The organism is Kitasatospora sp. NPDC058965 (assembly GCF_042741245.1).
GTDB lineage: Bacteria > Actinomycetota > Actinomycetes > Streptomycetales > Streptomycetaceae > Kitasatospora.
This window is the reverse complement of record NZ_JBHYKG010000103.1, coordinates 1-26,250: the sequence shown is the minus strand read 5'-3', so window position 1 is coordinate 26,250 and position 26,250 is coordinate 1. Positions and strand designations below refer to the sequence as shown.

Below are 26,250 nucleotides of genomic sequence, written 5' to 3'. Positions count from 1 at the left end.
GCCTCGGCGCCGGGGGCCGGCGCACCGGTGCGGGGCGGCACTGCGGCGGCCGGGTCCGCCGCCCGGCCGGCCGGGACCCGGGGCAGCCGGGGCGCACCCGCGGCGGTGCCGGGGGCCGGCGTGGCGGCGCCGGCGGCGGGCGGCTCGCCCGGACCCGACGGAGTGTCAGCCTGGGCGGCCTCGGACTGCCGCTCACCGGCGTCCGCCGGCTCGGCGGCCGAACGGTTGGCCAGGGAGGGCGACAACGCCATCCCCCCGGTGGTGCGGAACAGCTCGTCGGCGCCCGGGAGGCTCACTCGACGGGGCGGCACCGGTCGAGCACCTCCCTGGCGAGCTGGCGGTAGGCGGCGGCGCCCACCGAGTTGGTCGCGTACGTGGTGATCGGCTCGCCGGCCACGGTGGTCTCGGGGAACCGGACGGTCCGTCCGATGACGGTGTGGAAGACGTGCTCGCCGAAGGCCTCGACCACCCGGGCCAGCACCTCGCGGCTGTGCACCGTGCGCGAGTCGTACATGGTGGCCAGGATGCCGTCCAGGCGCAGCTCGGGGTTGAGCCGCTCGCAGACCTTCTCGATCGTCTCGGTCAGCAGCGCCACACCGCGCAGCGCGAAGAACTCGCACTCCAGCGGCACGATCACGCTGTGAGCCGCCGTCAGCGCATTGACCGTCAGCAGGCCCAGCGAGGGCTGGCAGTCGATGATGACGAAGTCGTAGTCCGGCAGCAGCGGCTTGAGCGCGCGGGCCAGCGCCGACTCCCGGGCCACCTCGCTGACCAGCTGCACCTCGGCGGCCGACAGGTCGATGTTGGAGGGCAGCAGGTCCATGCCGGGCACGGCGGTCTTCAGCAGCACCTCGTCGGCCGTCAGACCCCGCTCCATGAGCAGGTTGTAGACCGTGACGTCGAGTTCCATCGGGTTGACCCCGAGGCCCACCGACAGGGCGCCCTGCGGGTCGAAGTCGACCAGCAGCACCCGGCGGCCGTACTCGGCCAGCGCGGCGCCGAGGTTGATGGTGGACGTGGTCTTGCCGACCCCGCCCTTCTGGTTGCACATCGCGATGATCTGCGCGGGGCCGTGCTCGGCCAGCGGCGCGGGGATCGGGAAGTACGGCAGCGGGCGGCCGGTCGGGCCGATCCGCTCGCGGCGCTGCCGGGCCGCGTCCGGGGCCAGGGTGGCCGCGTACTCCGGATCGGGCTCGTACTCCGCGTCCGGGTCGTCGTAGGGGCCGTAGGCGAACTCGGCGTAGCCGAGGCCCTGGGCGGACAGGTCGGCGTCGTACACGGCCTGCGCGGCCGCGGCCTGGCGGGCTTCGAAGGTGCGCACGGCTACCGTGCCGATCTCGCTCGCTCCGACAGTGGAAAGTACGGCCCCGGTGTCGTCGGTCGCCGGTCCGGAGACGTGCTCCGCCAGTCCTGGCTGACCACCCCCGGGAGCAATTGTCGACTCATTCACAAGTCGTCTTACCTCCTTGGGCATCCAGGGCATTATGTCGATTCGTCAGCCTGACACCATGCCGACGGTTTGCGACTCTAGGCCGTTCCGGGCGTTCGCAGCAACACAATCCACGGTAGTGGGCCCGATGTGTCGGCCGTCCTCCCGGGTTCTGTCAAGGGGTGACGAGGGGTCGGGTGACCCGACCCGTACCGGATTGACGCATGCCGAGGCCCCCGGTCGGCGAATGCCGAACGGGGGCCTCGGGCAGCTGTCCGCCCCGCCTGTCACGGCGTCAGGGCGTGGGTCGGCACCACGTGGTGGGCCGCCGGCCGCGGTCTCAGGCGAGCACGCTCTCCAGCTCGACGGCCGGCAGGCCGAAGGCCTCGGCGACCGCGGCGTAGGTGATCTGGCCCTCGTGCACGTTCAGGCCCTTGGCCAGCGCGGCGTCGCGGCGCAGCGCCTCCTTCCACCCGCGGTTCGCCAGCTCGACCACGTACGGCAGGGTGGCGTTGGTCAGCGCGTAGGTGGAGGTGTTCGGCACCGCACCCGGCATGTTGGCCACGCAGTAGAAGACCGAGTCGTGCACCTGGAAGGTCGGCTCGGCGTGGGTGGTCGGGTGCGAGTCCTCGAAGCAGCCGCCCTGGTCGATGGCGATGTCCACCAGGACCGAGCCCGGCTTCATCCGGGAGACCAGCTCGTTGGTGACCAGCTTGGGGGCCTTGGCGCCCGGGATCAGCACGGCGCCGATCACCAGGTCGGCCTCGATCACGGCCTTCTCCAGCTCGAAGGAGTTGGACATGATGGCCTTGATCCTGGTGCCGAAGATCTTGTCGGCCTCGCGCAGCTTGTTGATGTCGCGGTCCAGCAGGGTCACCTCGTAGCCCATGCCGATCGCGATGGTGGCCGCGTGCCAGCCGGAGACGCCGCCGCCGATCACCACGGCCTTGGCCGGGTGGGTGCCGGGCACGCCACCGGGCAGCACGCCGCGGCCGCCGGCCGGGCGCATCAGGTGGTACGAGCCGACCTGCGGGGCCAGCCGGCCCGCGACCTCGGACATCGGGGCGAGCAGCGGCAGCGCGCCGTTGCCCAGCTGCACGGTCTCGTAGGCGATCGCGGTGGTGCCGGAGGCGACCAGCGCGTCGGTGCCGGCCCGGTCGGCCGCCAGGTGCAGGTAGGTGAAGAGGGTCTGGCCCTTGCGCAGCCGGTGGTACTCCTGCGCGATCGGCTCCTTGACCTTCAGCAGCAGGTCGGCGGTGGCCCACACCTCGTCGGCGGTGGGGAGGATGGTGGCGCCGGCGGCCACGTACTCCTCGTTCGGGATGGAGGAGCCGACACCGGCGCCGTCCTCGATGTAGACCTCGTGGCCGTTCCGGACCAGCTCATGCACGCCGGCCGGCGTGATGGCCACGCGGTACTCGTGGTTCTTGACCTCGCGGGGGATGCCGACCTTGGTCACGGTTAAACACGTCCCTCTTGCCATGGGAGTCCCAACCGGAGGAAGACCGGTGGGCGCGCGCGGACATGCCTCCGGCCGGGCCGGGGCACGCTGCTCTGCGCGACTAAGTCGAGTGTAATGAAGCCCAGCGCATCCGTCAGCCTTCCAATCTGACCAAATATGCTGGAGCCATTGGCAGATTCGTAGGCTTGATGTGGAGCCTTCCTGGCAAAACGCCTCGCAACGGGCAAATCTCCCATACAGCGCAAGGGCTACCGCAAGTACGCCTGTGGGCCGCGTCGGGTTCACGGCCCGTTCGCCGCATGTGCGCCGCCGCGCGCCCCCTGACGAGCCGCGCGCGCCGCCCCGGGGCACCGTCGGTCCCGGTCAGCCCAGCTGTTCCAAGGCCCGGCCGACCGCCGCGATCCCGCGCTCGTCCCCCACCCGGCGCAGCAGTGCGAGCGCCGCCCGGTACTCGCGCGCCGCCTCCTGGCGGCGGTGCTGGGCCAGGTGCGCCTCGGCGATCCGGCTCAGCAGCCGGGCCTGACCGGCCGCGTCGTCCAGGCCCTGGCGCAGCGCGAGCGCCCGCCCGTACGCGTCGGCGGCCCGCACCGGGTCGCCCAGCGCCCGGCGGCACTCGCCCACCCCCTCCAGCGAGCGGGCCGCGGCCGCCTCGTCCAGCGGGTCGCGGGTGTGCCCGAGCGCCGCCCGGTACTGCTCGGCCGCCGCCTCCCACTGCCCGGCGGCCACCCGCAGCTCGGCCAGGTTGACCAGCGCGGCCGCCGCCCGGCGCGGCGCGCCCTGCCGCTCGGCCAGCGCCAGCACCGCCCGGTGCAGCCGGTACGCACCGCCGGCCGGCAGCCCGTCCGGGCCGGCCAGCGGCAGCGTGCGCAGCAGCGCGCCGACCAGCCGCCCCGCCGAACCGTCCAGGTCCCCGGCCCCGACCGCCCGCTCCACCGCGTCCAGCAGCCACTCCCGCTCCGCCACCAGCCAGTGGCCCGCGTGCGCGGCGGTGCGCAGCCGCAGCGGTCCGGGCAGCGGCTCGGGCGCCTCGACGGTGCGGTCCAGCAGCGCCCGGGCCGACTCCACCAGCCGGACCAGCCGCTCCAGCAGCCGGGCCCGGGCCAGCTGCTGCTCGCCCGGCCGGTCCAGCCGGGTGCGCTGCGCGGTCAGCTCGGCACTGAACCGGGCCGGCACCCGGTAGCGCGGCGTCCCGTCGGGGCCGGGCCCCTGCTCGTCCAGCAGCTCGGCCTCGCCCAGCGCGCGCAGCCCGGCCGCCGCCTCGGGGGCCGGGCAGCCGGCCAGGGCGGAGGCGGAGCGCAGGTCCACCCGGCCGTCCGGGGCGAGCGTGAGCATCCGCAGCAGCCGCGCCTGGGCCACCGGCAGCGCGCGGTAGCGCAGCGTCAGGGCGGCCACCAGCGGCTCGTCCTCGCCGTCGCCGTCCGGGCGCAGCGCGGCCTCGCGCAGCGCCCGGACCGCCTGCGGCACCGCCGCCTTAGGGTGCGCCCGCAGCCAGCCGGCCAGCAGCCGCAGCGGGGCGGGCCGCCCGGCGCAGGCCTCGGCCAGCTCGGCCGCGCCCACCGGGTCGCACCCGATCCGGGTGCCGCCGACCAGGCCGGTGAGCAGGTCGACGGCGGCCGTCTCGTCCAGCCCGCGCAGGATCACCGGGTCCACCGGGAACCGCGGGGCCAGCGCGGTGAGCGGCCCGGCGGTGACCGCGAGCACCGTGCAGCGCGGCTCCTCGGGCAGCAGCGGGGCCAGGTGCTCGGCGTCCGGCACGTCGTCCAGCAGCAGGAGCGTGTCCCGGCCCCGCAACGCCGCGCGCAGCTCGGCGCAGGCCGGGTCCTCGCCCGCGTCGGGCGCGGGCAGCGCCCGGCTGGTCAGGCCGAGCTGGGCCAGCAGCCGGCGGGCCACCGCGCCGGGCGGGTGCGCGGTGCCGTCCGGCGCGGCCAGGTGGGCGGCCAGCAGCCGGCGCCCGCCGAGCGAGGTGCGGGCGAAGTGGCGGGCCAGCGCGCTGCGGCCGGAGCCCGGGCGTCCGGTCACCAGCAGCACCCGGCAGCCGTCCGCGACCGGGGCGGCGGCGCGCCCGCGCAGCGCCGCCAGCTCGGCGGACCGCCCGGCGAAGGGTTCCGGGCCGGGCGGCAGACCGGGCACCTGCTCCGGGGAGTCCGGGCGCTCCGCCACCGCCGCCGTCTTCCTCGCCACCAGTGCCACTCCCGACCCAGTCGCCCGCCAACCCGTCAGCGAAGCGTAGTTCGGTTCGACCCCGCTGCCGAGGGGACACCGGTACGACGAGGTGCCCGATCACCCGACCGGCGCAGGTGCTACGGCAGGTCGAACGGCCGGGCCGGCCACGGGGCGTCGGCCGGGCGCAGCGCGTCCGGACCGGCTCCGGTCAGCGCCGCGTGCAGCGCCAGGGTCCCGGTGACCAGGGTCGGGTTGTGCAGCTCGCCGGCCAGCAGCCGCTCGATCAGCTCCGCCACCGGCACCCGGGCGGTCTCGATCTCCTGCTCCTCGCCGCCGGCCTCGTAGCGCTCCCCCTCCGCCTCGGCCAGGTCGGTGGCCAGGAAGATCCGCAGCGCCTCGTTGCTGCCGCCGGGCGAGGTGTAGATGTCGACCAGCACCCGCCACTGGCCCGCCTTGCAGTACGCCTCCTCGAACAGCTCGCGCTGGGCGGCGTGCAGCGGGTTCTCCCCGGGCACGTCCAGCAGCCCGGCCGGCAGCTCCCAGAGCCGCTGGCGCACCGGGTGGCGGTACTGGCGCACCAGCAGCACCCGCTGCTGCGCGTCCAGCGCGAGCACCGCCACCGACCCGGGATGGGTCTGGTAGTCCCGGCGGGCGTACGACCCGTCCGGCATCAGCACCTCGTCGCTGCGCACCCCGGTGACCCGGCCCTGGAACGGCTGGCTGGCGGAGCGGACCGCCCACTCCTCGGCGACGTCCTCGATCATGCCGACACTCCCCTTCTCGTCAGTACGACACAATCTAACGCCGAACGGCGGCCGCCCGGTGAACAACCGGGCGACCGCCGTCCGACATCCGTACCCGCCGGACCGCGTGCGGTCCTACTGGGCGTCGGTCTTGATCTTGATGGCCGCCGCCACCAGTCCGGCGAAGAGCGGGTGCGGGCGGGTCGGGCGGGACTTCAGCTCCGGGTGCGCCTGGGTGGCGACCAGGTAGGGGTGCACCTCGCGCGGGTACTCCACGTACTCCACCAGGTCGCCCTTGGGCGACAGGCCGGAGAACTGCAGCCCGGTCTTCTCCAGGTCGGCCCGGTAGGCGTTGTTGACCTCGTAGCGGTGCCGGTGGCGCTCCTCCACGTACTGCTCGCCGGCGTAGACCTCGCGCACGATCGAGCCCTCGGCCAGCTTGGCCGGGTACAGGCCCAGGCGCATGGTGCCGCCCAGGTCGCCCTTGCCGTCCACGATCGCCAGCTGCTCGGCCATGGTGGAGATCACCGGGTGCGCCGCGGCCGGGTCGAACTCGGTCGAGTTCGCCTCCGGCAGGCCGGCCAGGTTGCGGGCCGCCTCGATCACCACGCACTGCAGGCCCAGGCACAGGCCCAGCAGCGGCACCTTGTTCTCGCGGGCGAAGGTGATCGCACCGACCTTGCCGTTGACACCGCGGTCGCCGAAGCCGCCGGGGATGCAGATCGCGTCCACGTCGCCCAGCTGCTCGCGGGCGCCCTCGGGGGTCTCGCAGTCGTCCGAGGTGACCCACTTGATCTCGACCCGGGCGTTGTTGGCGAAGCCGCCGGCGCGCAGCGCCTCGGTCACCGACAGGTAGGCGTCCGGCAGGTCGATGTACTTGCCGACCAGGGCGACCTTGACGATGTGCTGGGGCTCGTGGACCCGGCGCAGCAGGTCGTCCCAGGTGGTCCAGTCGACGTCGCGGAACGGCAGGTCGAGCCGGCGCACCACGTAGGCGTCCAGGCCCTCGCCGTGCAGCACCTTGGGGATGTCGTAGATCGACTTGGCGTCGATGGCCGCGACCACGGCCTCCTCGTCCACGTCGCACATCAGCGAGATCTTGCGCTTGATCGCCTGCGGCACCTCGCGGTCGGCGCGCAGCACGATCGCGTCGGGCTGGATGCCGATGTTGCGCAGCGCGGCCACCGAGTGCTGGGTGGGCTTGGTCTTCAGCTCGCCGGACGGGCCGATGTACGGCAGCAGCGAGACGTGCACGAAGAAGACGTTGTCCCGGCCGACCTCGTGGCGCACCTGGCGGACGGCCTCCAGGAACGGCAGCGACTCGATGTCGCCGACGGTGCCGCCGACCTCGGTGATCACCACGTCCACGTCCTCGGTCGCCATCCGGCGGATCCGGGACTTGATCTCGTTGGTGATGTGCGGGATCACCTGGACGGTGTCGCCCAGGTACTCGCCGCGCCGCTCCTTGGCGATCACCGTCGAGTACACCTGGCCGGTGGTGACGTTGGCCGAACCGTGCAGGTTGGTGTCCAGGAACCGCTCGTAGTGGCCGATGTCCAGGTCGGTCTCGGCGCCGTCGTCGGTGACGAAGACCTCACCGTGCTGGAACGGGTTCATGGTGCCCGGGTCCACGTTCAGGTACGGGTCGAGCTTCTGCATCGTCACCCGCAGGCCGCGGGCCTTGAGCAGGGCACCGAGGCTGGAGGCGGTGAGCCCCTTGCCGAGCGATGAGGCGACACCCCCGGTGACGAAGAGGTGCTTGGTCGTCACGGCGCGGCCGTTCGCCGCCTTGCCGGAATGGGGCTGTGCCAAGAGGGGGCTCCCGTGGGTCGCATGTCGAGGATGACGCTGGTGGAGGCGGACACGCCGCGCACGACCGGCCGTCGGCCGGGGTCGTCAGTCAGCGGGTCCGGGGCGGTTGATCCCACCAGTCCACGGGGTACCAGGGTATCAGCGAGCCGGGGGGCACGCGGTCGCACACCTGCCCACTGGTCCTCTCGGGTGATCCGGTCCCCGCGGGCGGGTCGTGACGGATCAGCCCGGGATGACCCGGAATGATCACCACCGGATCCCCCGTTCAACCGCCGCGCTGGCCCGGCCGGGCTACTTTCCGCCCGAACGCCTGGGCAGACGGCGGTACCTGCTTCTTTCCGCGTGCTGAGCCCCTCGCGTCCGTCGTATCCTGCACGGACGCATCGCCGACAGCAGAGCACGCCGAGGACGAGGGGTCCGGACGACACCTCTCCGTCCCCGATGCGCGACCGGACTCCCCCGCACCACCCGTTCTCCAAGCAGTGCCCAGGCCAGGAGCCCACCCCCAGGCTCCAGCGCGGCCCGACTCCGGCCCACCGCCACCAGCGGGCGCCGGGCGGCCGGCCCGGGCCCCGCGTCCCCCACCCGGCCCGCAGTGTCCCCGCTCTCGCCCCGGTCGGCGACCGCCGAGCACTACCGCGAACTGGAGATTCACGTGGCCGGCCGTATCGAGGACTACGCACTCATCGGGGACATGCAGACCGCAGCCCTGGTCAGCAGAGACGGAGCCGTGGACTGGCTCTGCCTGCCCCGATTCGACTCCCCGGCCGTCTTCGCCGGCCTGCTGGGCACCGATGAACACGGCTTCTGGCGGATCGGCCCCGCCGAGGCGGCTCCCGCCACCACCCCCGCGCCCACCGCGCCGGCGCAGCGCGCCCCTTTCACCGATACGGGTGACCTGAAGGCGGTGCCGAGCAGTGCCGCCGCACCCGCCGTGCCGGCCGACCGGCGCCGCTACCGGGGCGACTCGCTGATCCTGGAGCAGGAGTGGGACACCCCGCGGGGCACCGTGCGGGTGACCGACTTCATGCCGCCGCGGCACCTGAGCGAGCAGGCGCCGGTGCCGCAGATGATCCGGATCGTGGAGGGCGTCTCCGGCCGGGTGCGGATGCGCTCGGCGCTGCGGATGCGGTTCAGCTACGGCAAGGTCGTCCCCTGGGTGCACCGGGTGGAGCAGCCCGACGGCGGGCACCGCACGGTCGCGGTGGCCGGCCCCGACTCGGTCTGGCTGGACGGCGCCGCCGAGACCTACGGGCGGGACCTGACCACCTACGCGGACTTCACCGTGGCGGCCGGCGAGCGGGTCACCTTCGCGCTCACCTGGCAGCACTCCCACCTGGCCCCGCCGGAGGTCCCCGACCCGGCCGCCTCGCTCGCGCTGACCGAGGAGTTCTGGCGGGACTGGGTCTCCCAGTGCACCTACCAGGGCCCCTACCGGGACGCCGTGGTGCGCTCGCTGATCACCCTCAAGGCGCTCACCTACGCCCCCACCGGCGGCATCGTGGCCGCCCCCACCACCTCGCTGCCCGAGGACATCGGCGGCGAGCGCAACTGGGACTACCGGTACACCTGGCTGCGCGACGCGGCCATCACGCTCTCCTCGCTGCTGCGCACCGGCTACCGCGAGGAGGCCCGGGCCTGGCGCGAGTGGCTGCTGCGCGCGGTCGCCGGCGACCCGGAGAACCTGCAGATCATGTACTCCATCACCGGCCAGCGCGAGCTCACCGAGACCGCGCTGGACTGGCTGCCCGGCTACGAGGGCTCGACCCCGGTCCGGGTCGGCAACGGCGCGGCCGGCCAGCTCCAGCTGGACGTCTACGGCGAGGTCGTGGAGGCGCTCTACCTAGCCCAGATGACCGGCCTGTCCCGGAGCGACCACGCCCACCTGCTCCAGCTGCGCCTGATCAGCTACCTGGAGGAGCACTGGAAGGCCCCGGACGAGGGCATCTGGGAGGTGCGCGGCCCGCGCCGCCACTTCGTCCACTCCAAGGTGATGGCCTGGGTCGCGGTGGACCGCACCATCAAGCTGATCGAGCAGACCGAGGCCGAGGGCCCGCTGGAGCGCTGGCGGGCGCTGCGCGAGGAGATCCACGCGGACGTCTGCGAGAAGGGCTACGACCCGGAGCGCAACACCTTCACCCAGTACTACGGCGGCCAGGAGCTGGACGCCTCGCTGCTGCTGATCCCGCAGGTCGGGTTCCTGCCGCCGGACGACAAGCGGGTGATCGGGACCATCGAGGCGATCCAGCGCGAGCTGTCCACCGAGGACGGGTTCGTGCTGCGCTACCCGACCCACGACGACGTCCAGGGGGACGCCACCAAGAACGTGGACGGCCTGTCGGGGCACGAGGGGGCGTTCCTGGCCTGCTCGTTCTGGCTGGCCGACGACCTGGCGATGATCGGGCGGGTGGCCGAGGCGCGCGAGCTGTTCGAGAAGCTGCTGGCCCTGCGCAACGACCTCGGGCTGCTGGCCGAGGAGTGGGACCCGCGGCTGAAGCGCCAGGTGGGCAACTTCCCGCAGGCCTTCAGCCACGTGCCGCTGATCGACACCGCGCTGCGGCTGACCGCCTGCGGCGCGGCCTACCTGGCCCCGCAGGCGCAGCCGGCCGGCCGGGTGGTCCGCCAGGCGGTCTGAGCGCGGATCCGGGCCCGCGGACCGCGGGCCCGGTGCTCACTCAGCGCCGCTGCACCAGCTCGTCGTAGGTGCTCAGCACCTGGGCCACGGTGGCGGCCTCGTCCGGCCAGGTCTCGGCCTGGACCGGACCGGCCTTGGTCAGCGCGGCCCGGCGCGCCGGGTCGTCCAGCAGCTCGCGCACCGCGCGGCCCAGCGCCGCCGGATCGCCCGGCGGGACCAGCACGGCCGCGTCCCCGACCAGCTCCGGGATGCCGCCCACCGCGGTGGCCACCAGCGGCACCCCGGCCCGCAGCGCCTCCTGGGCCACCGCCGAGCGGGCCTCCCAGCGGCTGCTGATCACCACCGCGTCGGCGGCCGCCAGCAGGGCGGGCACGTCGGTGCGGTGGCCCAGCAGGCGCACCGGCAGTTGCTCGGCGGCGATCCGCTCGCGCAGCGCGCCGGCCTCCGGGCCGTCCCCCGCCAGCAGCACCAGCGGGTCGGGCCCGGCCCCGGGCAGCTCCCGGGAGGCGTCCAGCAGCTGTCCGAAGCCCTTGTGCGGCACCAGCCGGCCGATCGCCAGCACCAGCGGCCGCTGCTGCCCGGCGCCGAGCAGCTCGGCCCGCACCGCATCCCGCTCGTCCGCCGCCGAGGCCAGCGGCGGAGCCGCCACCGGGCCGAGCCGGGCGTCGGTGGCGCCCAGCTCGCGGGCGCGGGCCACCAGGTCCGAGGAGGCCCCCAGCACCAGGTCGGCGGCCCGCGCCACCCGACGTTCCATCAGCCGCTGCCAGCGCCGCTCCAGCCCGGTGGCCAGCAGCGCGTGATGGAACGTCACCACCAGCGGGGTCTCCGGACGCAGCCCGGGCAGCCGGCCCGCGGTGCGCAGCGCCAGGTCGGAGAGCAGCCCGGCCCGCAGCCCGTGCGCGTGCACCAGGTCGGCCCCGGTGAACGCGCGGCGCAGCTCGCCGATCGCGGTGGCGTCGCTGGTCACCGCGGCGGTCGGGGTGATCTCCACCGGGTGGAAGACCGCCCCGGTGCGGGAGAACGCGAAGAGCGCGTCCGACTCGGCCGGTGCACAGAGCGTCACCTTCACGCCGTGCGCGGTCAGTCCCCGCGCGAGCGAGCGCACGTGCGCGCCGATCCCGCCGCTGCCCGCGGAGAGCACCAGCACCACGTGCAGCTGGCCCGCCTCCGGGCCGGCCGCGCCGCCACGGGCGGGGGAAAGGTCCACGTCGTCTCGCTCCGACTCGCTACTGGGTACCCGCATTGGGAAAACGATAGGTGCTGGTCAGCCCTCCCGGGGAGAGCGGGCTGCGGCCAACAGCTCCTCGGCATGCGCACGGCCCAGCTCGGAGTCCTCCAAACCGGCGAGCATCCGCGAGAGTTCACGTACTCGCTCCTCGTCGGTCAACGTCTTGACCCCGCTCCGGGTGACGGTGCCGTCGTTGGTCTTCTCCACCACCAGGTGCCGGTCGGCGAAGGCCGCCACCTGCGGCAGGTGGGTGACGACCACGACCTGGGCGGACCGGGCCAGCTTGGCCAGCCGGCGGCCGATCTCCACCGCCGCCTTGCCGCCCACGCCCGCGTCCACCTCGTCGAACAGGTAGGTCGGCACCGGGTCGGCACCGGCGAAGACCACCTCGACGGCCAGCATCACCCGGGACAGCTCGCCGCCGGAGGCCCCCTTGGCGATCGGGCGCGGCGCGGCGCCCGGGTGCGGGGCCAGCAGCACCTCGACCTCGTCCACCCCGTGCGGGCCGTAGGCCACGGTGCGGCCGTCCAGGTCCAGACCGTCCGGGTCGTCCAGCCGGGACAGCTCGAAGGTCACCCGGGCGTGCGGCATGGCCAGTTCGGTCAGCTCGGCGGAGACCGCCGCGGCGAACCGGCCGGCCGCGGCCTGCCGGGCCGCCGACACCTCGGCGGCCAGCCCGGACAGCTCGGCCCGCAGCTCGGCCCGCTCCTGCTCCAGCTCGCCGATCCGGTCGTCGTCGCCGTCCAGCTCGGCCAGCCGCAGCGCGCCCTGCTCGGCCCAGGCCACCACCTCCGCGGTGCCGCCGTCCGCCGAGCCGTACTTGCGCAGCAGCTGGGCCAGCACCGCGCGGCGCTCCTCGACCACGGCCAGTCGCGCCGGGTCGGCGTCCAGGTCGTCCGCGTAGAGCGCCAGGTCGCCGGCCACGTCGGCGAGCAGGTAGCCCACCTCGGCCAGCCGGTCGGCGAGCTGGGCCAGCCGCTCGTCGTGCCCGCGCACCGAGTCGAGCGCCCGGCGGGCCTGGCCGAGCAGGGTGCCGGCGTCGATCGAGTCGGGGTCGGCCGGGTCGCCCGCCAGCGCCGCGTGCGCCAGCACCGCGGCCGAGGAGAGCGCGTCGGCGTGGCCGAGCCGCTCGGCCTCGGCGGCCAGCTCGACCTCCTCGCCGGCCACCGGCTCGGCGGCGGCGACCTCCTCCAGGCCGAACCGGAGCAGGTCGGCCTCCTGCGCCCGCTCGCGGGCCCGGGTGGTCAGCTCGACCAGGGTGGCCGACACCTCGCGCAGCCGGCGGTGGACGGTGCGGTAGCGCTCCAGCGGCTCGCCGAGGGCCCGGCCCGCGTACCGGTCCAGCGCGCCGCGCTGGCGGGCCGGGCGCAGCAGGCGCTGCTGGTCGCTCTGTCCGTGCACCGCGATCAGGTCCTCGCCGAGCTCGGTGAGCAGGCCGACCGGGACCGAGCGGCCGCCGACGTGCGCCCGGGAGCGGCCCTCGGCGGAGACGGTGCGGCTGATCAGCAGGGCGCCGTCGTCCAGCTCGGCGCCGGCCTCCAGGGCGCGGATGGCCACCGGCGAGTCGGCCGGCAGCTCCAGCCGGCCCTCGACCACGGCCCGCTCGGCGCCGGCCCGGACCAGGCCCGGGTCGGCCCGGCCGCCCAGCAGCAGGCCCAGACTGGTCACCACCATGGTCTTGCCGGCGCCGGTCTCCCCGGTCACGACGGTGAAACCGGGGGCCAGTTCCACCACCGCGTCGTCGATGACGCCAAGATCCCGTATCCGCATCTCGTCCAACACGGAGACGACCTTACGAGACCCCGCCCCCGCCGCGCGACGAGCCGGGGCTCCGGGGCGCGAAGTTCATTCGTTCCGGGCGACCGCGGTCGGCGGGGGCGGCCGGGACCGTGCAGCGGCGCAGGAAGAACTGGGCCAACGGGCCGATGGCCAGTGCGTAGGCGACCGTTCCCACCCCGGCGCTGCCGCCCAGCGCGATGCCCGCCAGCAGCACGGTGACCTCCAGCCCGGTGCGCAGCAGGCGCAGCGAGCGGCCGGTGCGCCGGTGCAGGGCCACCATCAGTCCGTCGCGCGGTCCGGGACCGAGCCGGGCGCCGATGTAGAGGCCGGTGGCCAGGCCGTTGAGCACGATCCCGCCGGCCAGCAGCGCGATCCGCACCGCGAGCAGGTGCTGGGCCGGCAGCAGCGCCAGGGTGCGGTCCATCGCCACCCCGAGCACCAGCACGTTGCCCACCGTGCCGATCCCGGGGCGCTGCCGCAGCGGCAACCACAGCAGCAGCACGCAGGCCCCGGTCAGCAGCACCACGGTGCCGATGCTCAGGCCGAGCCGGCCCGCCACGCCCTGGTGGAACACGTCCCACGGGTCCAGGCCGAGCGAGGCCCGGTACATCAGCGCCATGCTGACCCCGTAGAGCACCAGGCCGACCAGCAGCTGGGACAGCCGGCGGACCGGGCGCACGGTGTCGGCGGGCAGGGCGAGGACGGCCATGGTGGCTCCCGTGGTCGAGCGATGGGGGTGCGGCGAATCAGTCCGCCCTGCCATCATGAGAAGTCCACCGGGATTGCCGACAGGGCCAATCCCGCCCGGGTGGACTGATTCGAGGGAGTCCGCAGCGATGGCCGACTGGCAGAGCACCATCTCCCCCGCCGCGCTGGCCCGGCTGCTGCGGACCGCGCGCCTGCCCGAGCCGACCGCCGGCCACCGGCCCGCCTACCTGCTGCTGGCCCGGCAGGTCCAGCTGCTGCTCGGCGAGGGGCGCCTCGCGGTCGGCACCCGGCTGCCCGCCGAGCGCGAGCTGGCCGTCGCGCTGGAGCTCAGCCGCACCACCATCGCCACCGCCTACCAGACCCTGCGCACCGAGGGGTACCTGCACAGCCGGCGCGGCGCCGGCAGCTGGACCGCGCTGCCGGAGGGCAGCAGCCCGCCCGGCGACGCGCTCTTCCCGCTGCCGGTCGAGGAGCGCGAGCGGCTGATCGACCTCGGCGTGGCCTCGCCGCCGGCCCCGCAGGCCCTGCTGGCCCGGGCCGCGGCCCGGGCGGTCGAGCTGCTGCCCGCCTACGCGGGTGGCCACGGCCACTACCCGACCGGACTGCTGGTGCTGCGCGAGGTGCTGGCCCAGCGGTACACCGAGCGCGGCCTGCCCACCACGCCCGACCAGCTGCTGGTCACCACGGGCGCGCTGAGCGCGCTGGTCCTGGTGCGCAGCACGCTGCTGCGCACCGGCGAGCGGGTGGCGGTGGACAGCCCCAGCTACGCGCACGTGCTGCAGGGCCTGCGCTCGCACGGGGCCCGGCTGGTGGCGGTGCCGCAGCACCGCGAGTCGCCCGAGCAACTGCCGCGCTGGGACCCCGTCCAGTGGCAGCGGGTGCTGCAGGGCGCCGCACCGCGCCTGGCCTACGTGATCCCCGACTTCCACAACCCGACCGGCGCCCTGATCGACGAGGACCAGCGCCGCACCCTGCTGGCCGCCGCCCGGGCCGCCGGCACCGTGGTGGTGGTCGACGAGACCATGGCCGAACTCAACTGGCGCACCCCCGACGAGCGGATGCCGCGCCCGACGGCGGCCCTCGACCGGGCCGCCCAGGTGATCACCGTCGGCTCGGCCGGCAAGGTGGCCTGGGGCGGGCTGCGGGTGGGCTGGGTGCGGGCCGCACCCGCGCTGATCCGCCAGCTGGCCGACGAACGGGTGCACCACGACCTCGGCACCCCGGTGCTGGAGCAGCTGGTCTGCGCGACCATGCTCGGCGAGCAGCTGGCCGAGCTGCGCGCACTGCGGCTGGACCAGCTGCGCAGCAGCGCCGCGGCCCTGCTGCCGGCGCTGCGCGACCGGCTGCCGCACTGGCGGTTCGCCGAGCCGGCTGGCGGCCTGAGCCTCTGGCTGGACACCGCGGGACTGTCCGGCGCCGCCCTGGCCCGGGCCGGCGAGCGCACCGGGGTGCGGATCGCGGCCGGCTCCCGGTTCGGGGTGGACGGCGCCTTCGAGGCCTACATCCGGCTGCCGCTCACCGTGCCGCCGGCCGCCGCCGCGGCCACCGCCGAGCGACTGGCCGCCACCGCCGAGCTGGCCGCCCGCGACACGGGCCAGGCCTGGGGCGACGAGCGGCCGGCCCTGGCGGTGTGATCCGACGGACCGTCAGCAGGCCGAACGGCCGCGCCACCCGGTCACCGGCAGGGCGAACTTGGCCACCAGCCGGTCGCTGAACGGGGCCTCGTGCAGCCGGGCCAGCCGGACCGGGACCTGCCCGCGGCGCACCTCCACCCGGGCCCCGGCCGGCAGCTCGTAGGAGCGCCGCCCGTCGCACCAGAGCACCCCGTGCGGGGTCTTCGGCAGCACCTCCACCGCCAGCACCGAGCGGGGCGAGGTCACCAGCGGACGGGCGAACAGCGCGTGCGCGCTGATCGGCACCATCAGCAGCGCCTCCACCTCCGGCCAGACCACCGGGCCGCCGCCGGAGAAGGCGTAGGCGGTGGAACCGGTGGGGGTGGAGAGCACCACGCCGTCGCAGCCGAAGTTGGACACCGGGCGGCCGTCCACCTCGGTGACCACCTCCAGCATCCGCTCCCGGGCCTGCTTCTCCACCGAGGCCTCGTTCAGCGCCCAGTCCTGGTGCACCACGTCGCCGTTGGTGCGCACCAGCACGTCCAGGGTCATCCGCTCCTCGACCTGGTAGGTGCGGTCCACCACCCGCTCGACCACCACCGCGAGGTCGTCGCGCTCGGCCTCGGCCAGGAAGCCCACCCGGCCCAGGTTGATCCCGAGCATCGGCAGCCCGGAGTCGCGGGCCAGCTCGGCCCCGCGCAGCAGCGTGCCGTCGCCGCCCGCGACCAGGATCAGCTCGCAGCCGTCGGCCGCGCCGTGCACGGCCGACACCGTCTCGATGCCTTCGGGCAGATCGAGGTCGACCGCCTCGGCAGCCAGCAGTCTGATCCTGAGCCCTGCCTTGAGCAGGCCCTGCACCAGTTGCTCGACGCTGCGCAGCGCCGTCTCCCGGCCGGTGTGCGCGATCAGGAAGACCGTCCGTTCCTCGCTCAAAGCCCTCTCCCTCACGTCTACCTGGTCGCCCGTCGACGCCGTCGTGGCACCCTACCTGGGCCCCTCCGCCACGGCCCGGTCCGCTTCCGCGGGATCCAGCTGCGGGGCGTCCCGCCGCAACCACAGGAAGTACTCGACATTACCCGAAGGACCCGGCAGCGGGCTGGCCGTCACGGCCCGCACGCCCAGACCCAACTCCCAGGCCTGCCCCGCGACCTGACGGACCATCTCGGCGCGCAGCTGCGGACTGCGGACCACGCCGCCGCTGCCCAGCCGCTCCTTGCCGATCTCGAACTGCGGCTTGACCATCAGCACCAGGTCGGCGTCCGGCGCGGCGCAGCCCGCCAGCGCCGGCAGCACCAGGCCCAGCGAGATGAACGACAGGTCGCCGACCACCAGGTCCACCGGCTCGCCGCCGATCAGCTCCGGGGTCAGTTCGCGCACGTTGGTGCGGTCCATCACGGTGACCCGCTCGTCGCTCTGCAGCGACCAGGCCAGCTGGCCGTAGCCCACGTCCACCGCCAGCACCCGGGCCGCGCCCGCGCGCAGCAGCACGTCGGTGAAGCCGCCGGTGGAGGCGCCGGCGTCCAGTGCCCGGCGGCCCTCGACCACCAGGCCCTGCGGCACGAAGGCGGCGAACGCGCCGGCCAGCTTGTGGCCGCCGCGCGAGACGTAGTCGGGGTCGTTCTCGTCCTTGGCGACCACCACCGCCGCCGCGGTCTCCACCTGGGTGGCGGGCTTGGTCGCGGTGGCCCCTCCCACACTGACCCGGCCCGCCGCGATCAGCTCGCTGGCGTGCTCCCGGGAGCGGGCCAGGTTGCGTCGGACCAGCTCTGCGTCGAGTCGGCGTCGTGCCGTTGCCACGGGTGGTTCAGCTCCTACGTGCTGGGCTCGCTGTCCAGCGAGGCGAGGACGGTACTCAGGGTCTGCTGGACATTTTCGTACACCGGCGGGTGCTCGATGGTCGGCACCCCGTCGAGTCGGGCGAGGCGGGTGAGCGCGGCGTCCACCTCGGGGTGGCCGGTGGGCTCGACGGCGACCCCGAGCGGCTCCGGGTCGGGGGCCCACAGGGCGGCGATGTCGAAGGCCCCGGACTGCCCGGGCTCGTCGGGCTCGTCGGACTCGGGTGCGGGTGCGGACCCGGGCTCGTCGGGCTCGGAGTGGGGCTGGGGCCGGGGCTCAGTCACCGGTGCCGCCGTCCGCGGGGGCCGCCTTCTCGGCGGTCTTCTTCGCCGTCTTCCTGGGGGCCGCGGCCTTCTCGGCGGCGGCGCTCCCCGGCGCGCCGGCCTTCCGGGCCGCCGTCGCCTTCTTCGCGGTGGCGGTCTTCTTGGCAGCGGCCTTCTTCGCGGCGCCCTTGTCCGCGGGCGCGGCCTGCTCGCCGGCCGCCTTCTTCGCCGGGGCCTTCTTGACGGAGGCCTTCTTCACCGCCGCCTTCTTCACCGCCGTCTTCGTGGCGGGCGCCTTCGTGGTCGACGCCTTCGTGGCCGACGCCTTCGGCACCGACGCGGGCACCGGGAACGGCACCGCGTCGTCCACCGCCGGTTCCGACTCCTGCTCCGGCGCCCAGTCCTCGGCGAACAGCCCCTCCGCCCGCCCGGCCGGCGCCGCGGCGCCCCGGGCCTGCTCCTTCGCCTCGGTCTGCGCCTCGCCGCCCTCCAGGTCGCGCAGCTTGCCCTCCAGGTAGGCCAGCACCACGCCGACCTTCACCACCTGGTCGCCCAGCTTGCCGAGCCTCTCGAACGCCTTCTCGCCCTCGGCCCGGGCCAGCCCGACCGCCAGGTCCACCCCGGTGCGCCCGACCGTCACGGCCTCCCTGGCCAGCGTCTCCACGGTGCGCTCGGCGGCGGCGACGTCCACGCCCGCCCGGCCGAGCAACCCGGCGGCCGTCTCGACCGCGAGCTTGCCGGTCTGCTCGGCCAGCCCGGTGGCCACCTCCACGTACTCCCGAAGCCACTGCCGCATCTCGCCGCCTCCACCGTCCGCTCGCTGCCCGGTCCTGACGCTACCCTGTCCGCCACTTGCTGCGCGGCAGCTCCGGGCGTCTGGAGCAACCGGTACCGTGACCGGAGCACCGCACACCGACGATCCACCGGCGAGGACGAGACGATGGCCACCCCCGAGGAGTGCCGCGCGGCCCTGGAGCAGCTCAGCCGCAGCATGGCGACGGCGGAGGGCAACGTGCGCAGCGCCGCCGCCGTGGACCGCTCGCTCAGCTGCCGGCTCACCGATCTCGACCTGACCTTCACCGGCGTGCTGCGGGACGGCCGGATCCAGGAGGTCGCCCAGCACCCCGGCGCGCCCGCCGCCAAGGCCGACATCCGCCTCACCATGACCGGCGACGACCTGGTCGCCCTGGTCGGCGGCCGGCTCAACTTCGCCGGCGCGTGGGCGTCCGGCCGGGTCAGGCTGGAGGCCGGGTTCCGCGACCTGCTGCGGCTGCGCACCCTGCTCTGATCCACCGGCCGCCGTCGGCCGACCGACCGTCAGGTGGCGCGCGGCGCGACCCCGTGGAGCAGTGCGTCGACCACCTTGGCCGCCAGCAGCTCCGGGTCCTCGACCTCGTCCGGCCGGCCGTGCGCCGCCTCGCCGAGCAGCGCGTAGTAGCAGCGCCGCACCCAGTCCAGGTCGGCCCCGGCGTCGATCAGCCCCGCCGCCCGCGCCCGCTCCAGCAGCTGGGTGCACCGCTCGGCGAGCTGCTGCCAGACCACCCCGGCCTCGCTCCCGTCGTCCTCGGTGTGCAGGCTCAGCGCGAACCGCCAGGCGTTCTTCAGCCGCAGCACGTTGGCGGTGGCCCGGTGCATCACCACCAGCGGCGGCGCGGTGTCCGGGTGGCTCTCCTCGACCGCGGCGGCCAGCTGGCGCACGGCGGAGACGGCCAGCGCGTCGATCAGCGCCTGCCGGCTGGCGAACCGCCGGTGCACCGTGGTGCGGGCCAGCCCGGAGGCCTCGGCGATCTGCTCCATGGAGGCGCCGGGGTCCTGGGCCAGCACCTGCTCGGCCGCCTCCAGGATGGTCCGCACGCTGCGTTCGGCGTCGGCCCGCAGCGGCCGCTGCGCCGGCTGGCTCATCCGCGTCTCCTCACTCCCGCCGGGCCCCGGCACGGTCCACCGGTTCCCGCCCGAACGATACCGCCGCGGTGCAGCTCTGACAGTAACTGCATCAGATCTGTTGCAGTTATGGCGAGAATAGCTACTCTGGTGTTGCAGTTTCCCGCCGCCCGCCTGCCCTGGAGACCCCCATGCCCCGCACCGCCCTGATCACCGGCGCGTCCTCCGGCCTCGGCGCGGAGTTCGCCCGCCAGCTCGCCGCCCGCGGGCACGACCTGGTCCTGGTCGCCCGCTCCGCCGACCGCCTGGAGCAGCTCGCCGCCGAACTGCGCACCGGCCACGGGGTCGAGGCGCACGTCCTGGTGCAGGACCTCGCCGAGCCGGACGCGGCGGGCCGGATCGGCGCCGAGCTGACGGCCCGTCGGCTGGAGGTGGACCTGCTGGTCAACAACGCGGGCTTCGGCACCTGCGGCCGCTTCGAGGAACTGTCCGCCGCCCGCGAGCGCGAGGAGCTGCTGGTCAACGTCGTGGCACCGGTCGACCTGGCCCACCAGGTGCTGCCGGGCATGCTCGCCCGCGGCCGCGGCGCCGTGGTCAACGTGGCCTCCTCGGCGGCCTACCAGCCCACCCCGTACTTCGCCGTCTACGGCGCCTCGAAGACCTTCGTGCTCAACTTCAGCCTGGCGCTGCGCCAGGAGTACCGGCGGCGCGGCGTGCGGGTGCTCGCGGTCTGCCCCGGCCCGGTGGCCACCGGCTTCTTCGACGTGATCGGCACCGAGCGGGCCGCGGTCGGCCGGATGGCCCAGCCGGCCGACGTGGTCCGCAGCGCGCTGCGCGCCCTGGACCGCGACCGGGCCTACGTCACTCCGGGCCTGTCCAACCTGCCGACCGCCCACCTGGCGCCCCGGCGGCCCCGCGCGTTCGTCGCGGCGGTGGCCGCCCGGGTCACCCGGGGCGTGCTGAAGCCCGCGGCCTGACTCAGAACCCCAGCTCGGCCAGCGCCTTGCGCCCGTCGGCCGGCTCGCCGGTGCGGTCCAGCTCGGCCCAGGCCGCCGCGCAGAGCGCCCGCAGCCCGTCCCAGCGGTCCGTGCCGCTGCCGGACAGGCGCAGCTCGCCGTCGACCACCCGCGCCTGCCGGCCCCGGCAGGCGAAGCCGCCCGCCGGCAGCGCGCTGACCTCGGGGTGCGGCTCCAGCAGCCCCCGCAGGTCGGCCGCCAGGTAGGTGGGCCGGTACTTGGGGACGGCGGCGAGCACCTCGGCCGGGGTGCTCACCCCGGTGAAGACCAGCAGGCTGTCCACCCCGCCGTTGAACGCGCCCTCGATGTCGGTGTCCAGCCGGTCGCCGACCACCAGCGGCCGCTTCGCCCCGGTGCGCAGCACGGTCTCGCGGTGCATCGGCGGCAGCGGCTTGCCCGCCACCTCCGGCTCGGCACCGGTCGCCGCGCGCACGGCCGCCACCAGGGTGCCGTTGCCCGGCGCCACGCCGCGCGCGGTCGGGATCGACAGGTCCGTGTTGGAGGCCACCCAGGGCAGCCCGGCGGCCACCGCGTACGCGGCCTCCGCCAGCCGCTCCCAGCCCACCGAGGGGTCGAAGCCCTGCACCACCGCGGCCGGTCCGTCGTCCAGCGACTCCACCGCCACCAGGCCGCGCTCGGCCAGCGCCTCCACCAGCCCGAGCCCGCCGACCACCAGCACCTTGGAGCTGGCCGGCACCTTCTCCGCCACCAGCCGGGCGGCCGCCTGGGCGGAGTTGATCACGTCCTCCGCCGCGGCCGGGACGCCCAGCTCGGTCAGGTGCTCGGCCACCACCCGGGGCGGCCGGGAGGCGTTGTTGGTCACGTACGCCAGCCGCATCCCCGCCGCCCGGGCCGCGTCCAGCGACTCCACCGCGTGCTCGATCGCGGCCGGGCCGGCGTAGACCACCCCGTCCAGGTCGAGCAGCGCGGTGTCGTACGCCGCCGTCAACGGCTGCTCGCTGTGGCCGGGCAGCTGGGAGTGGGTCATCGCTGGTCGTCCTCGTCTCTCGCGTCGTCGTGCGGACCGGGCCCCTCGGGCGGGGGCAGGTAGCCGGGCGCGCCGGGCAGCAGCGGTCCGTAGGCCCCGGCCCGGGCGGCCAGGGTGGCCCGGGTCTGCCGCAGCGCCTTGCGGTAGTGCTCGGCGTGCGGCCGCATCGCCACCGCCAGCGCCAGGTGCTCCGCCGAGGTCTCGAAGTCGCCGAGCCGGGCGGCCGCGATGCCCCAGCCGAACTGAGCGTAGTCGTCCGACGGATCCGCCTGGGCCACGGCCCGGAAGTTCTCCGCCGCCGCCGCGTACTCCCCCGCGTCGAACTGGGCCCGGGCCAGCGTCTCCCGGATGCTCTTGGAGTGCGGCTCGGCGGCGGCCGCCCGGGCCAGCAGCTGCACCGCCGCCGCCGGGTGCCGCTCGGCCAGCAGCCGCTCGCCCCGCCGGAACCAGTCGTACACGTCCCCGCCCGGCGCCCCGCCGTCGGCCTGCCCCTCGGTCATGCTCCGCCTCCCGTCCACCGCACGCAGCACAGCACCGCCAGAACGCCGAGAGCACGCCGCCGGGCGGATTCTTTTCCAAGATCTGGGAACAACCAGGTTCCCGGATACCCTTCCCAGATTGACCCGCTCCGCCACCAGGCGGAGCCGACCACGTTCTGTGCCGCCCCTCCCCGGCGTCCTGCGACCCAGGACGCCGGGGCCGTCCAGTCCCCCTCGGTCCACCAGGCCGGGGACCCTCGGGAGAGATCTGATGACCGCACCTCGCGCCGCCGGCGACCCCTCGGCCCGGCCCGCCGCCCCGGCCCTGCCGGGCGGACCGGGCGACCCCGGCCACGTGGCCACCGCCGGGCTCTCGCTGTCGCCCTTCCGCGGGCTGCGGTACGTCCCCGAGCGCGTCGGCACCCTGGCCGCGGTGACCTCCCCGCCCTACGACGTCGTCGACCCGCACCGCCGGGTCAGCCTGGAGACCGCCGACCCGCACAACGTGGTCCGGCTGATCCTGCCGCGCCCCGAGCCCGAGGACACCGGCGAGCGTCCCGACCGCGACACCCGCTACCGGCACGCCGCCCGGCTGCTGGAGGGCTGGCTGCGCGAGGGCGTGCTGGCCCCCGACCCGCAGCCCGCGCTCTACGTCTACGAGCAGCTCACCGCCGCGGACAGCCCCAGTGGCGAACTGCTGCAGCGCGGCCTGATCGGCGCACTCGCGGTGAGCGGCCCCGAGGGCGGCGTGGTGCTCCCGCACGAGGACGTGATGCCCCGTCCGGTCGCCGACCGGGTCGGCCTGATGCGCACCACCCGGGCCAACCTGGAGCCGCTGCTGCTCACCTACCGGGGCAAGGGCGGCGCCGCCGGGGTGATCGAGCGCGCGGTGCAGGGCGAGCCGCTGCTCACCACCACCACCTCGGACGGCACCCGGCACCGGCTCTGGGCGGTCACCAACGCCGCCGAGCTGGCCGAGGTCGGCCGCGACCTGGCGACCTGCCGGGCGCTGATCGCCGACGGGCACCACCGCTGGGAGATGTACCTGCGGCTGCAGCGGGAGAACCGCCACCTGCCGTTCAGCCCCTGGGACCGCGGCATGGTGCTGCTGGTGGACACCGCCCGCTACCCGTTGCGGGTGCGCGCGATCCACCGGGTGCTGTACCGGCTGCCGCTGGCCGAGGCCCTGGCCGCGCTGGACAAGGAGTCGGACGGCTGGCGGGTCCGGCAGCTGACGGCGCCACCGGCCACCGCGCTGGCGGAACTGGCCGCCGCCAAGGCCGAGGGCGGCAACGCCTTCCTGCTCACCGCCGGCGACGGCACCTACCACCTGCTCAGCGGGCCCGACGAGGCGCTGCTGGAGCGGACCGTGCCCACCGACAAGCCCGCCGAGTGGCGCCACCTGGACGCGACCGTGCTGCACGCCACCCTGCTGGAGCACGTCTGGCACGTGCCCGACAGCTCCGAGGACATCGGCTACCTGCACGCCGCCGCGGCCGCCGAGCGGGAGGCCGCCCGCTCCGGCGGCACCGCGGTCCTGCTCCACCCGGTCGACGAGGCCGTGGTCCGGCGCCTGGCCGAACAGGGCGTCACCATGCCCCGCAAGTCCACCTCCTTCGGCCCGAAGCCGGCCACCGGTCTGGTCCTGCGCAGCCTCGAACTCGGCTGACCCCGGCACCGCCGGCCACCGGGAGGGTGCTCGGTACCGGCCCGCCCGCCCCGAACGGCGCCCGGAAACGCGTGTGGCCCCCAGCCGGAAACGGCTGGGGGCCACACGGGGTCGTTCAGGCTCTGACGGGTCAGTCGCGGCGCTCGGAACGGCTGCGGTCGATCTCGGCGGCCTCGGCCTCGTCGGCCTCCTCCAGCTCCAGGTCGTCCTCGTCGTAGTACTCCTCGACGTCCTCGTCCTCCTCGAAGATCACCCGGTCGTCACCGTCGTCGCGGTGGTCCCGGCGCTCCTCGCGAGCGGGCTCGGCCGGACGGTCCTCGTCCTCCTCGACCTCGGGGTCGAGCGCGTCCACGAACTCCAGTCCGTCGATCTCGGCCAGCCGCTCGGAGGCGTTGGTGTGGCCCTCCGGGTCGGCCTCGGCCGCCTTGGCGAACCAGTCCCGCGACTCGTCCGCCCGGTCGGCCGCGATCAGCGCCTCGGCGTAGGCGTACCGCAGCCGCGCGGTCCACGGGTGCACCGCGCTGGACGCCAGCTCGGGGCTCTGCAGGGTGACCACCGCGGCGTCGTGCTGGCCCAGGTCGCTGCGGGCACCGGCGGCCACCAGGCGCATCTCCACCTGGCCGGCCTTGTCCAGCTGCTTCACCTCGGGCTCGCCGGCCATCGCCAGCGCCCGCTCCGGACGGCCCAGACCGCGCTCGCAGTCGGCCATGACCGGCCACAGGTCGGCCCGACCGGTCATCCGGCGGGCGGCACGGAACTCGGTCAGCGCCTCGGAGTAACGCTGCGTCATGTACGAGGCGAACCCGGCCGCTTCCCGCACCGAGGCGACCCGGGAGGCCAGCCGCAGGGCGACCCGCGAGTACTTGTAGGCCTCCTCCGGCTCGGTGTCGAGCGTGCGGGCCACCATCACCAGGTTGCGGGCCACGTCGTCGGCCAGCGTCTTCGGCAGGCTCTTCAGCTCCTGGCGCACGTCCGCGTCCAGCTCCGCCCCGGTGACGTCCTCCGGGATCGGCAGCCGGTGCACCGGCTCGTAGTTGCCCCGGCGGTCGTCGTAGCCGCCACGGTCGCCGCCACGGTCCCGGTCGTCCCGACGGAAGCCGCCGCGGTCGCCGCCACGGTCACGGTCGCCGTAGGAGGGACGCGGGCCCCGGTCACGGTCGCCGTAGGACGGACGGCCACCGCGGTCCCGGTCACCGTACGACGGACGGCCGCCGCGGTCGCCACCCGGCCGACCCTCGTGGCGGAACCCGCCACGGTCGCCACCACGGTCCCGGTCCCCGTGCGACGGACGGTCGTCACGACGGAAACCACCACGGTCCCGGTCCCCGTAGGAGGGGCGGTCGTCACGACGGAAGCTGCTGCGCTCACCGGCCGGACGGTCATCGCGACGGAACCCACCACGGTCCCCGCCGCGGTCGCCACCGCGGTCCCGGTCGCCGTAGGAGGGGCGGTCGTCACGACGGAAGCCGCCGCGGTCGCCGGCCGGACGGTCGTCACGACGGAAGCCACCGCGGTCCCCGCCACGGTCACGGTCGCCGAAGGACGGGCGGTCGTCGCGACGGAAGCTGCTGCGCTCACCGGCCGGACGGTCATCGCGACGGAAACCACCACGGTCCCCGCCACGGTCACGATCCCCGTGCGAGGGGCGGTCGTCTCGGCGGAACCCGCCGCGGTCGCCGGCCGGACGGTCGTCACGACGGAAGCCACCGCGATCCCGGTCGCCGAACGAGGGGCGGTCGTCACGACGGAAGCTGCTGCGGTCGCCGGCCGGACGGTCATCGCGACGGAAACCACCACGGTCCCCGCCACGGTCACGGTCCCCGTAGGAGGGACGGTCGTCACGACGGAAACCGCCACGGTCGCCACCGCGGTCACGGTCCCCGTGCGAGGGGCGGTCGTCACGACGGAACCCGCCGCGGTCGCCGGCCGGACGGTCGTCACGACGGAAACCACCACGGTCCCCGCCACGGTCACGGTCACCGAACGACGGGCGATCGTCACGACGGAAACCACCACGGTCACCACCGCGGTCCCCGCCACGGTCACGGTCACCGAACGACGGACGGTCGTCACGACGGAAACCACCGCGGTCGCCACCGCGGTCACGGTCCCCGTAGGAGGGACGGTCGTCACGACGGAAACCACCGCGGTCGCCACCACGGTCGCGGTCGTCGCGGCGCTGGCCGCCTTCGCCGCGGTCGTCACGGCGCGGGCCACGGTCGTTCGACCACCCGCCGCGCGCACGCGGCTCGTAGCCTCGGCCTTCGCCCGAACGGCGCTCGGGACGGTCCTGGGGCGGGTTCGACATCGCGGTGACTCCTTCTACCTTCATCAGCTGTGCCGCCGACTGGGCCACCACAGTGCCCTCGCGGCCTGGTGCCGGCCACGGGCCGCACACACACTTCATTGTCGAGCATCGGCTGCGGCCTCGCGCCTGGAGCGACGACGGCCGAGCCGGGGTGAATCCCGGCGGATCCGGGAATTCAACGTGTTCGGAAAATACAAAAGGCCGTGGCCCCAGCTAAAAGCTGGGGCCCCGGCCAAAG

Annotated in this window: 22 protein-coding genes and 1 pseudogene; 6 read left to right on the top strand and 17 right to left on the bottom strand. The window is 75.0% G+C overall.

Features of this window, described 5'->3' with window-relative positions; all coding sequences use genetic code 11:
• The 6 genes and pseudogenes from ACFW1A_RS18940 to ACFW1A_RS18915 all read right to left on the bottom strand — a co-directional run.
• Nucleotides 1–311 (bottom strand): annotated as a pseudogene (locus ACFW1A_RS18940) (hypothetical protein); the annotation flags it as partial.
• Entirely contained in the window at nt 293–1,279 is a 987-nt protein-coding gene (locus ACFW1A_RS18935; RefSeq protein WP_380410232.1) for a ParA family protein, read from the bottom strand. The gene ACFW1A_RS18935 and the pseudogene ACFW1A_RS18940, both read right to left, overlap by 19 nt.
• 490 nt (nt 1,280–1,769) lie before the next feature.
• Nucleotides 1,770–2,888 carry an alanine dehydrogenase gene (ald, locus tag ACFW1A_RS18930; protein WP_380410228.1) on the bottom strand — a complete coding sequence of 373 codons (1,119 nt, stop codon included), beginning with the start codon at nt 2,886–2,888 and terminating at the stop codon, nt 1,770–1,772.
• A gap of 366 nt (nt 2,889–3,254) precedes the next feature.
• The gene (locus ACFW1A_RS18925; RefSeq protein ID WP_380410227.1) at nt 3,255–5,072 is read right to left on the bottom strand and encodes an AAA family ATPase; all 1,818 of its coding nucleotides are present in this window, start codon (nt 5,070–5,072) and stop codon (nt 3,255–3,257) included.
• 119 nt (nt 5,073–5,191) lie between these two features.
• On the bottom strand, nt 5,192–5,818 hold the full coding sequence (locus tag ACFW1A_RS18920; RefSeq protein ID WP_380410226.1) for an NUDIX domain-containing protein: 627 nt from the start codon (nt 5,816–5,818) through the stop codon (nt 5,192–5,194).
• Nucleotides 5,819–5,932: 114 nt separating this feature from the next.
• A complete protein-coding gene (locus ACFW1A_RS18915) occupies nt 5,933–7,609 on the bottom strand; it encodes a CTP synthase (protein ID WP_380410225.1) in 1,677 nt (558 codons plus the stop codon).
• Nucleotides 7,610–8,264: 655 nt separating this feature from the next.
• Between ACFW1A_RS18915 and ACFW1A_RS18910 the strand changes: the two genes are divergently transcribed.
• A complete protein-coding gene (locus ACFW1A_RS18910) occupies nt 8,265–10,244 on the top strand; it encodes a glycoside hydrolase family 15 protein (RefSeq protein ID WP_380410231.1) in 1,980 nt (659 codons plus the stop codon).
• Nucleotides 10,245–10,284: 40 nt separating this feature from the next.
• On the opposite strand, the gene ACFW1A_RS18905 is transcribed toward ACFW1A_RS18910, so the two are convergent.
• From ACFW1A_RS18905 to ACFW1A_RS18895, 3 genes are read right to left on the bottom strand one after another with little or no spacing between them, the layout of a single operon-like run.
• On the bottom strand, nt 10,285–11,487 hold the full coding sequence (locus tag ACFW1A_RS18905) for a glycosyltransferase family 4 protein (RefSeq protein WP_380410224.1): 1,203 nt from the start codon (nt 11,485–11,487) through the stop codon (nt 10,285–10,287).
• 21 nt (nt 11,488–11,508) lie between these two features.
• On the bottom strand, nt 11,509–13,242 hold the full coding sequence (gene recN, locus ACFW1A_RS18900; protein ID WP_380410230.1) for a DNA repair protein RecN: 1,734 nt from the start codon (nt 13,240–13,242) through the stop codon (nt 11,509–11,511).
• Nucleotides 13,243–13,264: 22 nt separating this feature from the next.
• Nucleotides 13,265–13,960 (bottom strand): YitT family protein, encoded by a 696-nt coding sequence (locus ACFW1A_RS18895; protein ID WP_380410223.1) that lies wholly within the window; start codon nt 13,958–13,960, stop codon nt 13,265–13,267.
• 127 nt (nt 13,961–14,087) lie between these two features.
• On the opposite strand from ACFW1A_RS18895, the gene ACFW1A_RS18890 reads away from it, so the two are divergent.
• Entirely contained in the window at nt 14,088–15,593 is a 1,506-nt protein-coding gene (locus tag ACFW1A_RS18890) for a PLP-dependent aminotransferase family protein (RefSeq protein WP_380410222.1), read from the top strand.
• Between the two features lie 12 nt (nt 15,594–15,605).
• Here ACFW1A_RS18890 and ACFW1A_RS18885 read toward each other — a convergent pair whose 3' ends face one another.
• The 4 genes from ACFW1A_RS18885 to ACFW1A_RS18870 are packed head-to-tail and all read right to left on the bottom strand — an operon-like array spanning nt 15,606 to nt 18,467.
• Complete coding sequence (locus ACFW1A_RS18885) at nt 15,606–16,505, bottom strand: NAD kinase (RefSeq protein ID WP_380410221.1); 900 nt, start codon at nt 16,503–16,505, stop codon at nt 15,606–15,608.
• Between the two features lie 51 nt (nt 16,506–16,556).
• Complete coding sequence (locus ACFW1A_RS18880) at nt 16,557–17,369, bottom strand: TlyA family RNA methyltransferase (protein ID WP_380410220.1); 813 nt, start codon at nt 17,367–17,369, stop codon at nt 16,557–16,559.
• Between the two features lie 14 nt (nt 17,370–17,383).
• The gene (locus ACFW1A_RS18875; RefSeq protein WP_380410219.1) at nt 17,384–17,692 is read right to left on the bottom strand and encodes a hypothetical protein; all 309 of its coding nucleotides are present in this window, start codon (nt 17,690–17,692) and stop codon (nt 17,384–17,386) included.
• Nucleotides 17,685–18,467 (bottom strand): hypothetical protein, encoded by a 783-nt coding sequence (locus ACFW1A_RS18870; protein WP_380410218.1) that lies wholly within the window; start codon nt 18,465–18,467, stop codon nt 17,685–17,687. Before ACFW1A_RS18870 ends, ACFW1A_RS18875 begins: the two co-directional genes overlap by 8 nt.
• A gap of 144 nt (nt 18,468–18,611) precedes the next feature.
• Here ACFW1A_RS18870 and ACFW1A_RS18865 point away from each other — a divergent pair, with 144 nt between their 5' ends.
• Nucleotides 18,612–18,959, top strand: coding sequence for an SCP2 sterol-binding domain-containing protein (locus ACFW1A_RS18865; RefSeq protein ID WP_380410217.1), 348 nt, complete (start codon nt 18,612–18,614; stop codon nt 18,957–18,959).
• A 29-nt stretch (nt 18,960–18,988) separates the two neighbouring features.
• On the opposite strand, the gene ACFW1A_RS18860 is transcribed toward ACFW1A_RS18865, so the two are convergent.
• Entirely contained in the window at nt 18,989–19,573 is a 585-nt protein-coding gene (locus tag ACFW1A_RS18860) for a TetR/AcrR family transcriptional regulator (protein ID WP_380410216.1), read from the bottom strand.
• 170 nt (nt 19,574–19,743) lie between these two features.
• On the opposite strand from ACFW1A_RS18860, the gene ACFW1A_RS18855 reads away from it, so the two are divergent.
• A complete protein-coding gene (locus ACFW1A_RS18855; RefSeq protein ID WP_380410215.1) occupies nt 19,744–20,529 on the top strand; it encodes an SDR family NAD(P)-dependent oxidoreductase in 786 nt (261 codons plus the stop codon).
• Nucleotide 20,530: 1 nt separating this feature from the next.
• Here the strand turns inward: ACFW1A_RS18855 and ACFW1A_RS18850 are convergent, their stop codons facing one another.
• A complete protein-coding gene (locus ACFW1A_RS18850; protein ID WP_380410214.1) occupies nt 20,531–21,556 on the bottom strand; it encodes an HAD-IIA family hydrolase in 1,026 nt (341 codons plus the stop codon).
• Nucleotides 21,553–22,056 (bottom strand): tetratricopeptide repeat protein, encoded by a 504-nt coding sequence (locus ACFW1A_RS18845; RefSeq protein ID WP_380410213.1) that lies wholly within the window; start codon nt 22,054–22,056, stop codon nt 21,553–21,555. The genes ACFW1A_RS18850 and ACFW1A_RS18845 overlap by 4 nt, the downstream gene beginning before the upstream one ends.
• Before the next feature lie 250 nt (nt 22,057–22,306).
• Between ACFW1A_RS18845 and ACFW1A_RS18840 the strand changes: the two genes are divergently transcribed.
• Nucleotides 22,307–23,704 carry a DUF1015 family protein gene (locus ACFW1A_RS18840; protein ID WP_380410212.1) on the top strand — a complete coding sequence of 466 codons (1,398 nt, stop codon included), beginning with the start codon at nt 22,307–22,309 and terminating at the stop codon, nt 23,702–23,704.
• A 130-nt stretch (nt 23,705–23,834) separates the two neighbouring features.
• Here the strand turns inward: ACFW1A_RS18840 and ACFW1A_RS18835 are convergent, their stop codons facing one another.
• Nucleotides 23,835–24,674, bottom strand: coding sequence for a hypothetical protein (locus ACFW1A_RS18835; protein WP_380410229.1), 840 nt, complete (start codon nt 24,672–24,674; stop codon nt 23,835–23,837).
• A gap of 48 nt (nt 24,675–24,722) precedes the next feature.
• Here ACFW1A_RS18835 and ACFW1A_RS18830 point away from each other — a divergent pair.
• The coding region (locus tag ACFW1A_RS18830; protein WP_380410211.1) for a hypothetical protein at nt 24,723–26,250 on the top strand (1,528 nt) is incomplete at its 3' end.

Coding starts and splice junctions, on each gene's coding strand:
- ACFW1A_RS18920 (WP_380410226.1), bottom strand. CDS start 5,818: ATGATCGAGGACGTCGCCGAGGAGTGGGCGGTCCGCTCCGCCAGCCAG.
- ACFW1A_RS18905 (WP_380410224.1), bottom strand. CDS start 11,487: ATGCGGGTACCCAGTAGCGAGTCGGAGCGAGACGACGTGGACCTTTCC.
- recN (WP_380410230.1), bottom strand. CDS start 13,242: ATGCGGATACGGGATCTTGGCGTCATCGACGACGCGGTGGTGGAACTG.
- ACFW1A_RS18895 (WP_380410223.1), bottom strand. CDS start 13,960: ATGGCCGTCCTCGCCCTGCCCGCCGACACCGTGCGCCCGGTCCGCCGG.
- ACFW1A_RS18890 (WP_380410222.1), top strand. CDS start 14,088: ATGGCCGACTGGCAGAGCACCATCTCCCCCGCCGCGCTGGCCCGGCTG.
- ACFW1A_RS18870 (WP_380410218.1), bottom strand. CDS start 18,467: ATGCGGCAGTGGCTTCGGGAGTACGTGGAGGTGGCCACCGGGCTGGCC.
- ACFW1A_RS18865 (WP_380410217.1), top strand. CDS start 18,612: ATGGCCACCCCCGAGGAGTGCCGCGCGGCCCTGGAGCAGCTCAGCCGC.
- ACFW1A_RS18860 (WP_380410216.1), bottom strand. CDS start 19,573: ATGAGCCAGCCGGCGCAGCGGCCGCTGCGGGCCGACGCCGAACGCAGC.
- ACFW1A_RS18855 (WP_380410215.1), top strand. CDS start 19,744: ATGCCCCGCACCGCCCTGATCACCGGCGCGTCCTCCGGCCTCGGCGCG.
- ACFW1A_RS18850 (WP_380410214.1), bottom strand. CDS start 21,556: ATGACCCACTCCCAGCTGCCCGGCCACAGCGAGCAGCCGTTGACGGCG.
- ACFW1A_RS18845 (WP_380410213.1), bottom strand. CDS start 22,056: ATGACCGAGGGGCAGGCCGACGGCGGGGCGCCGGGCGGGGACGTGTAC.
- ACFW1A_RS18840 (WP_380410212.1), top strand. CDS start 22,307: ATGACCGCACCTCGCGCCGCCGGCGACCCCTCGGCCCGGCCCGCCGCC.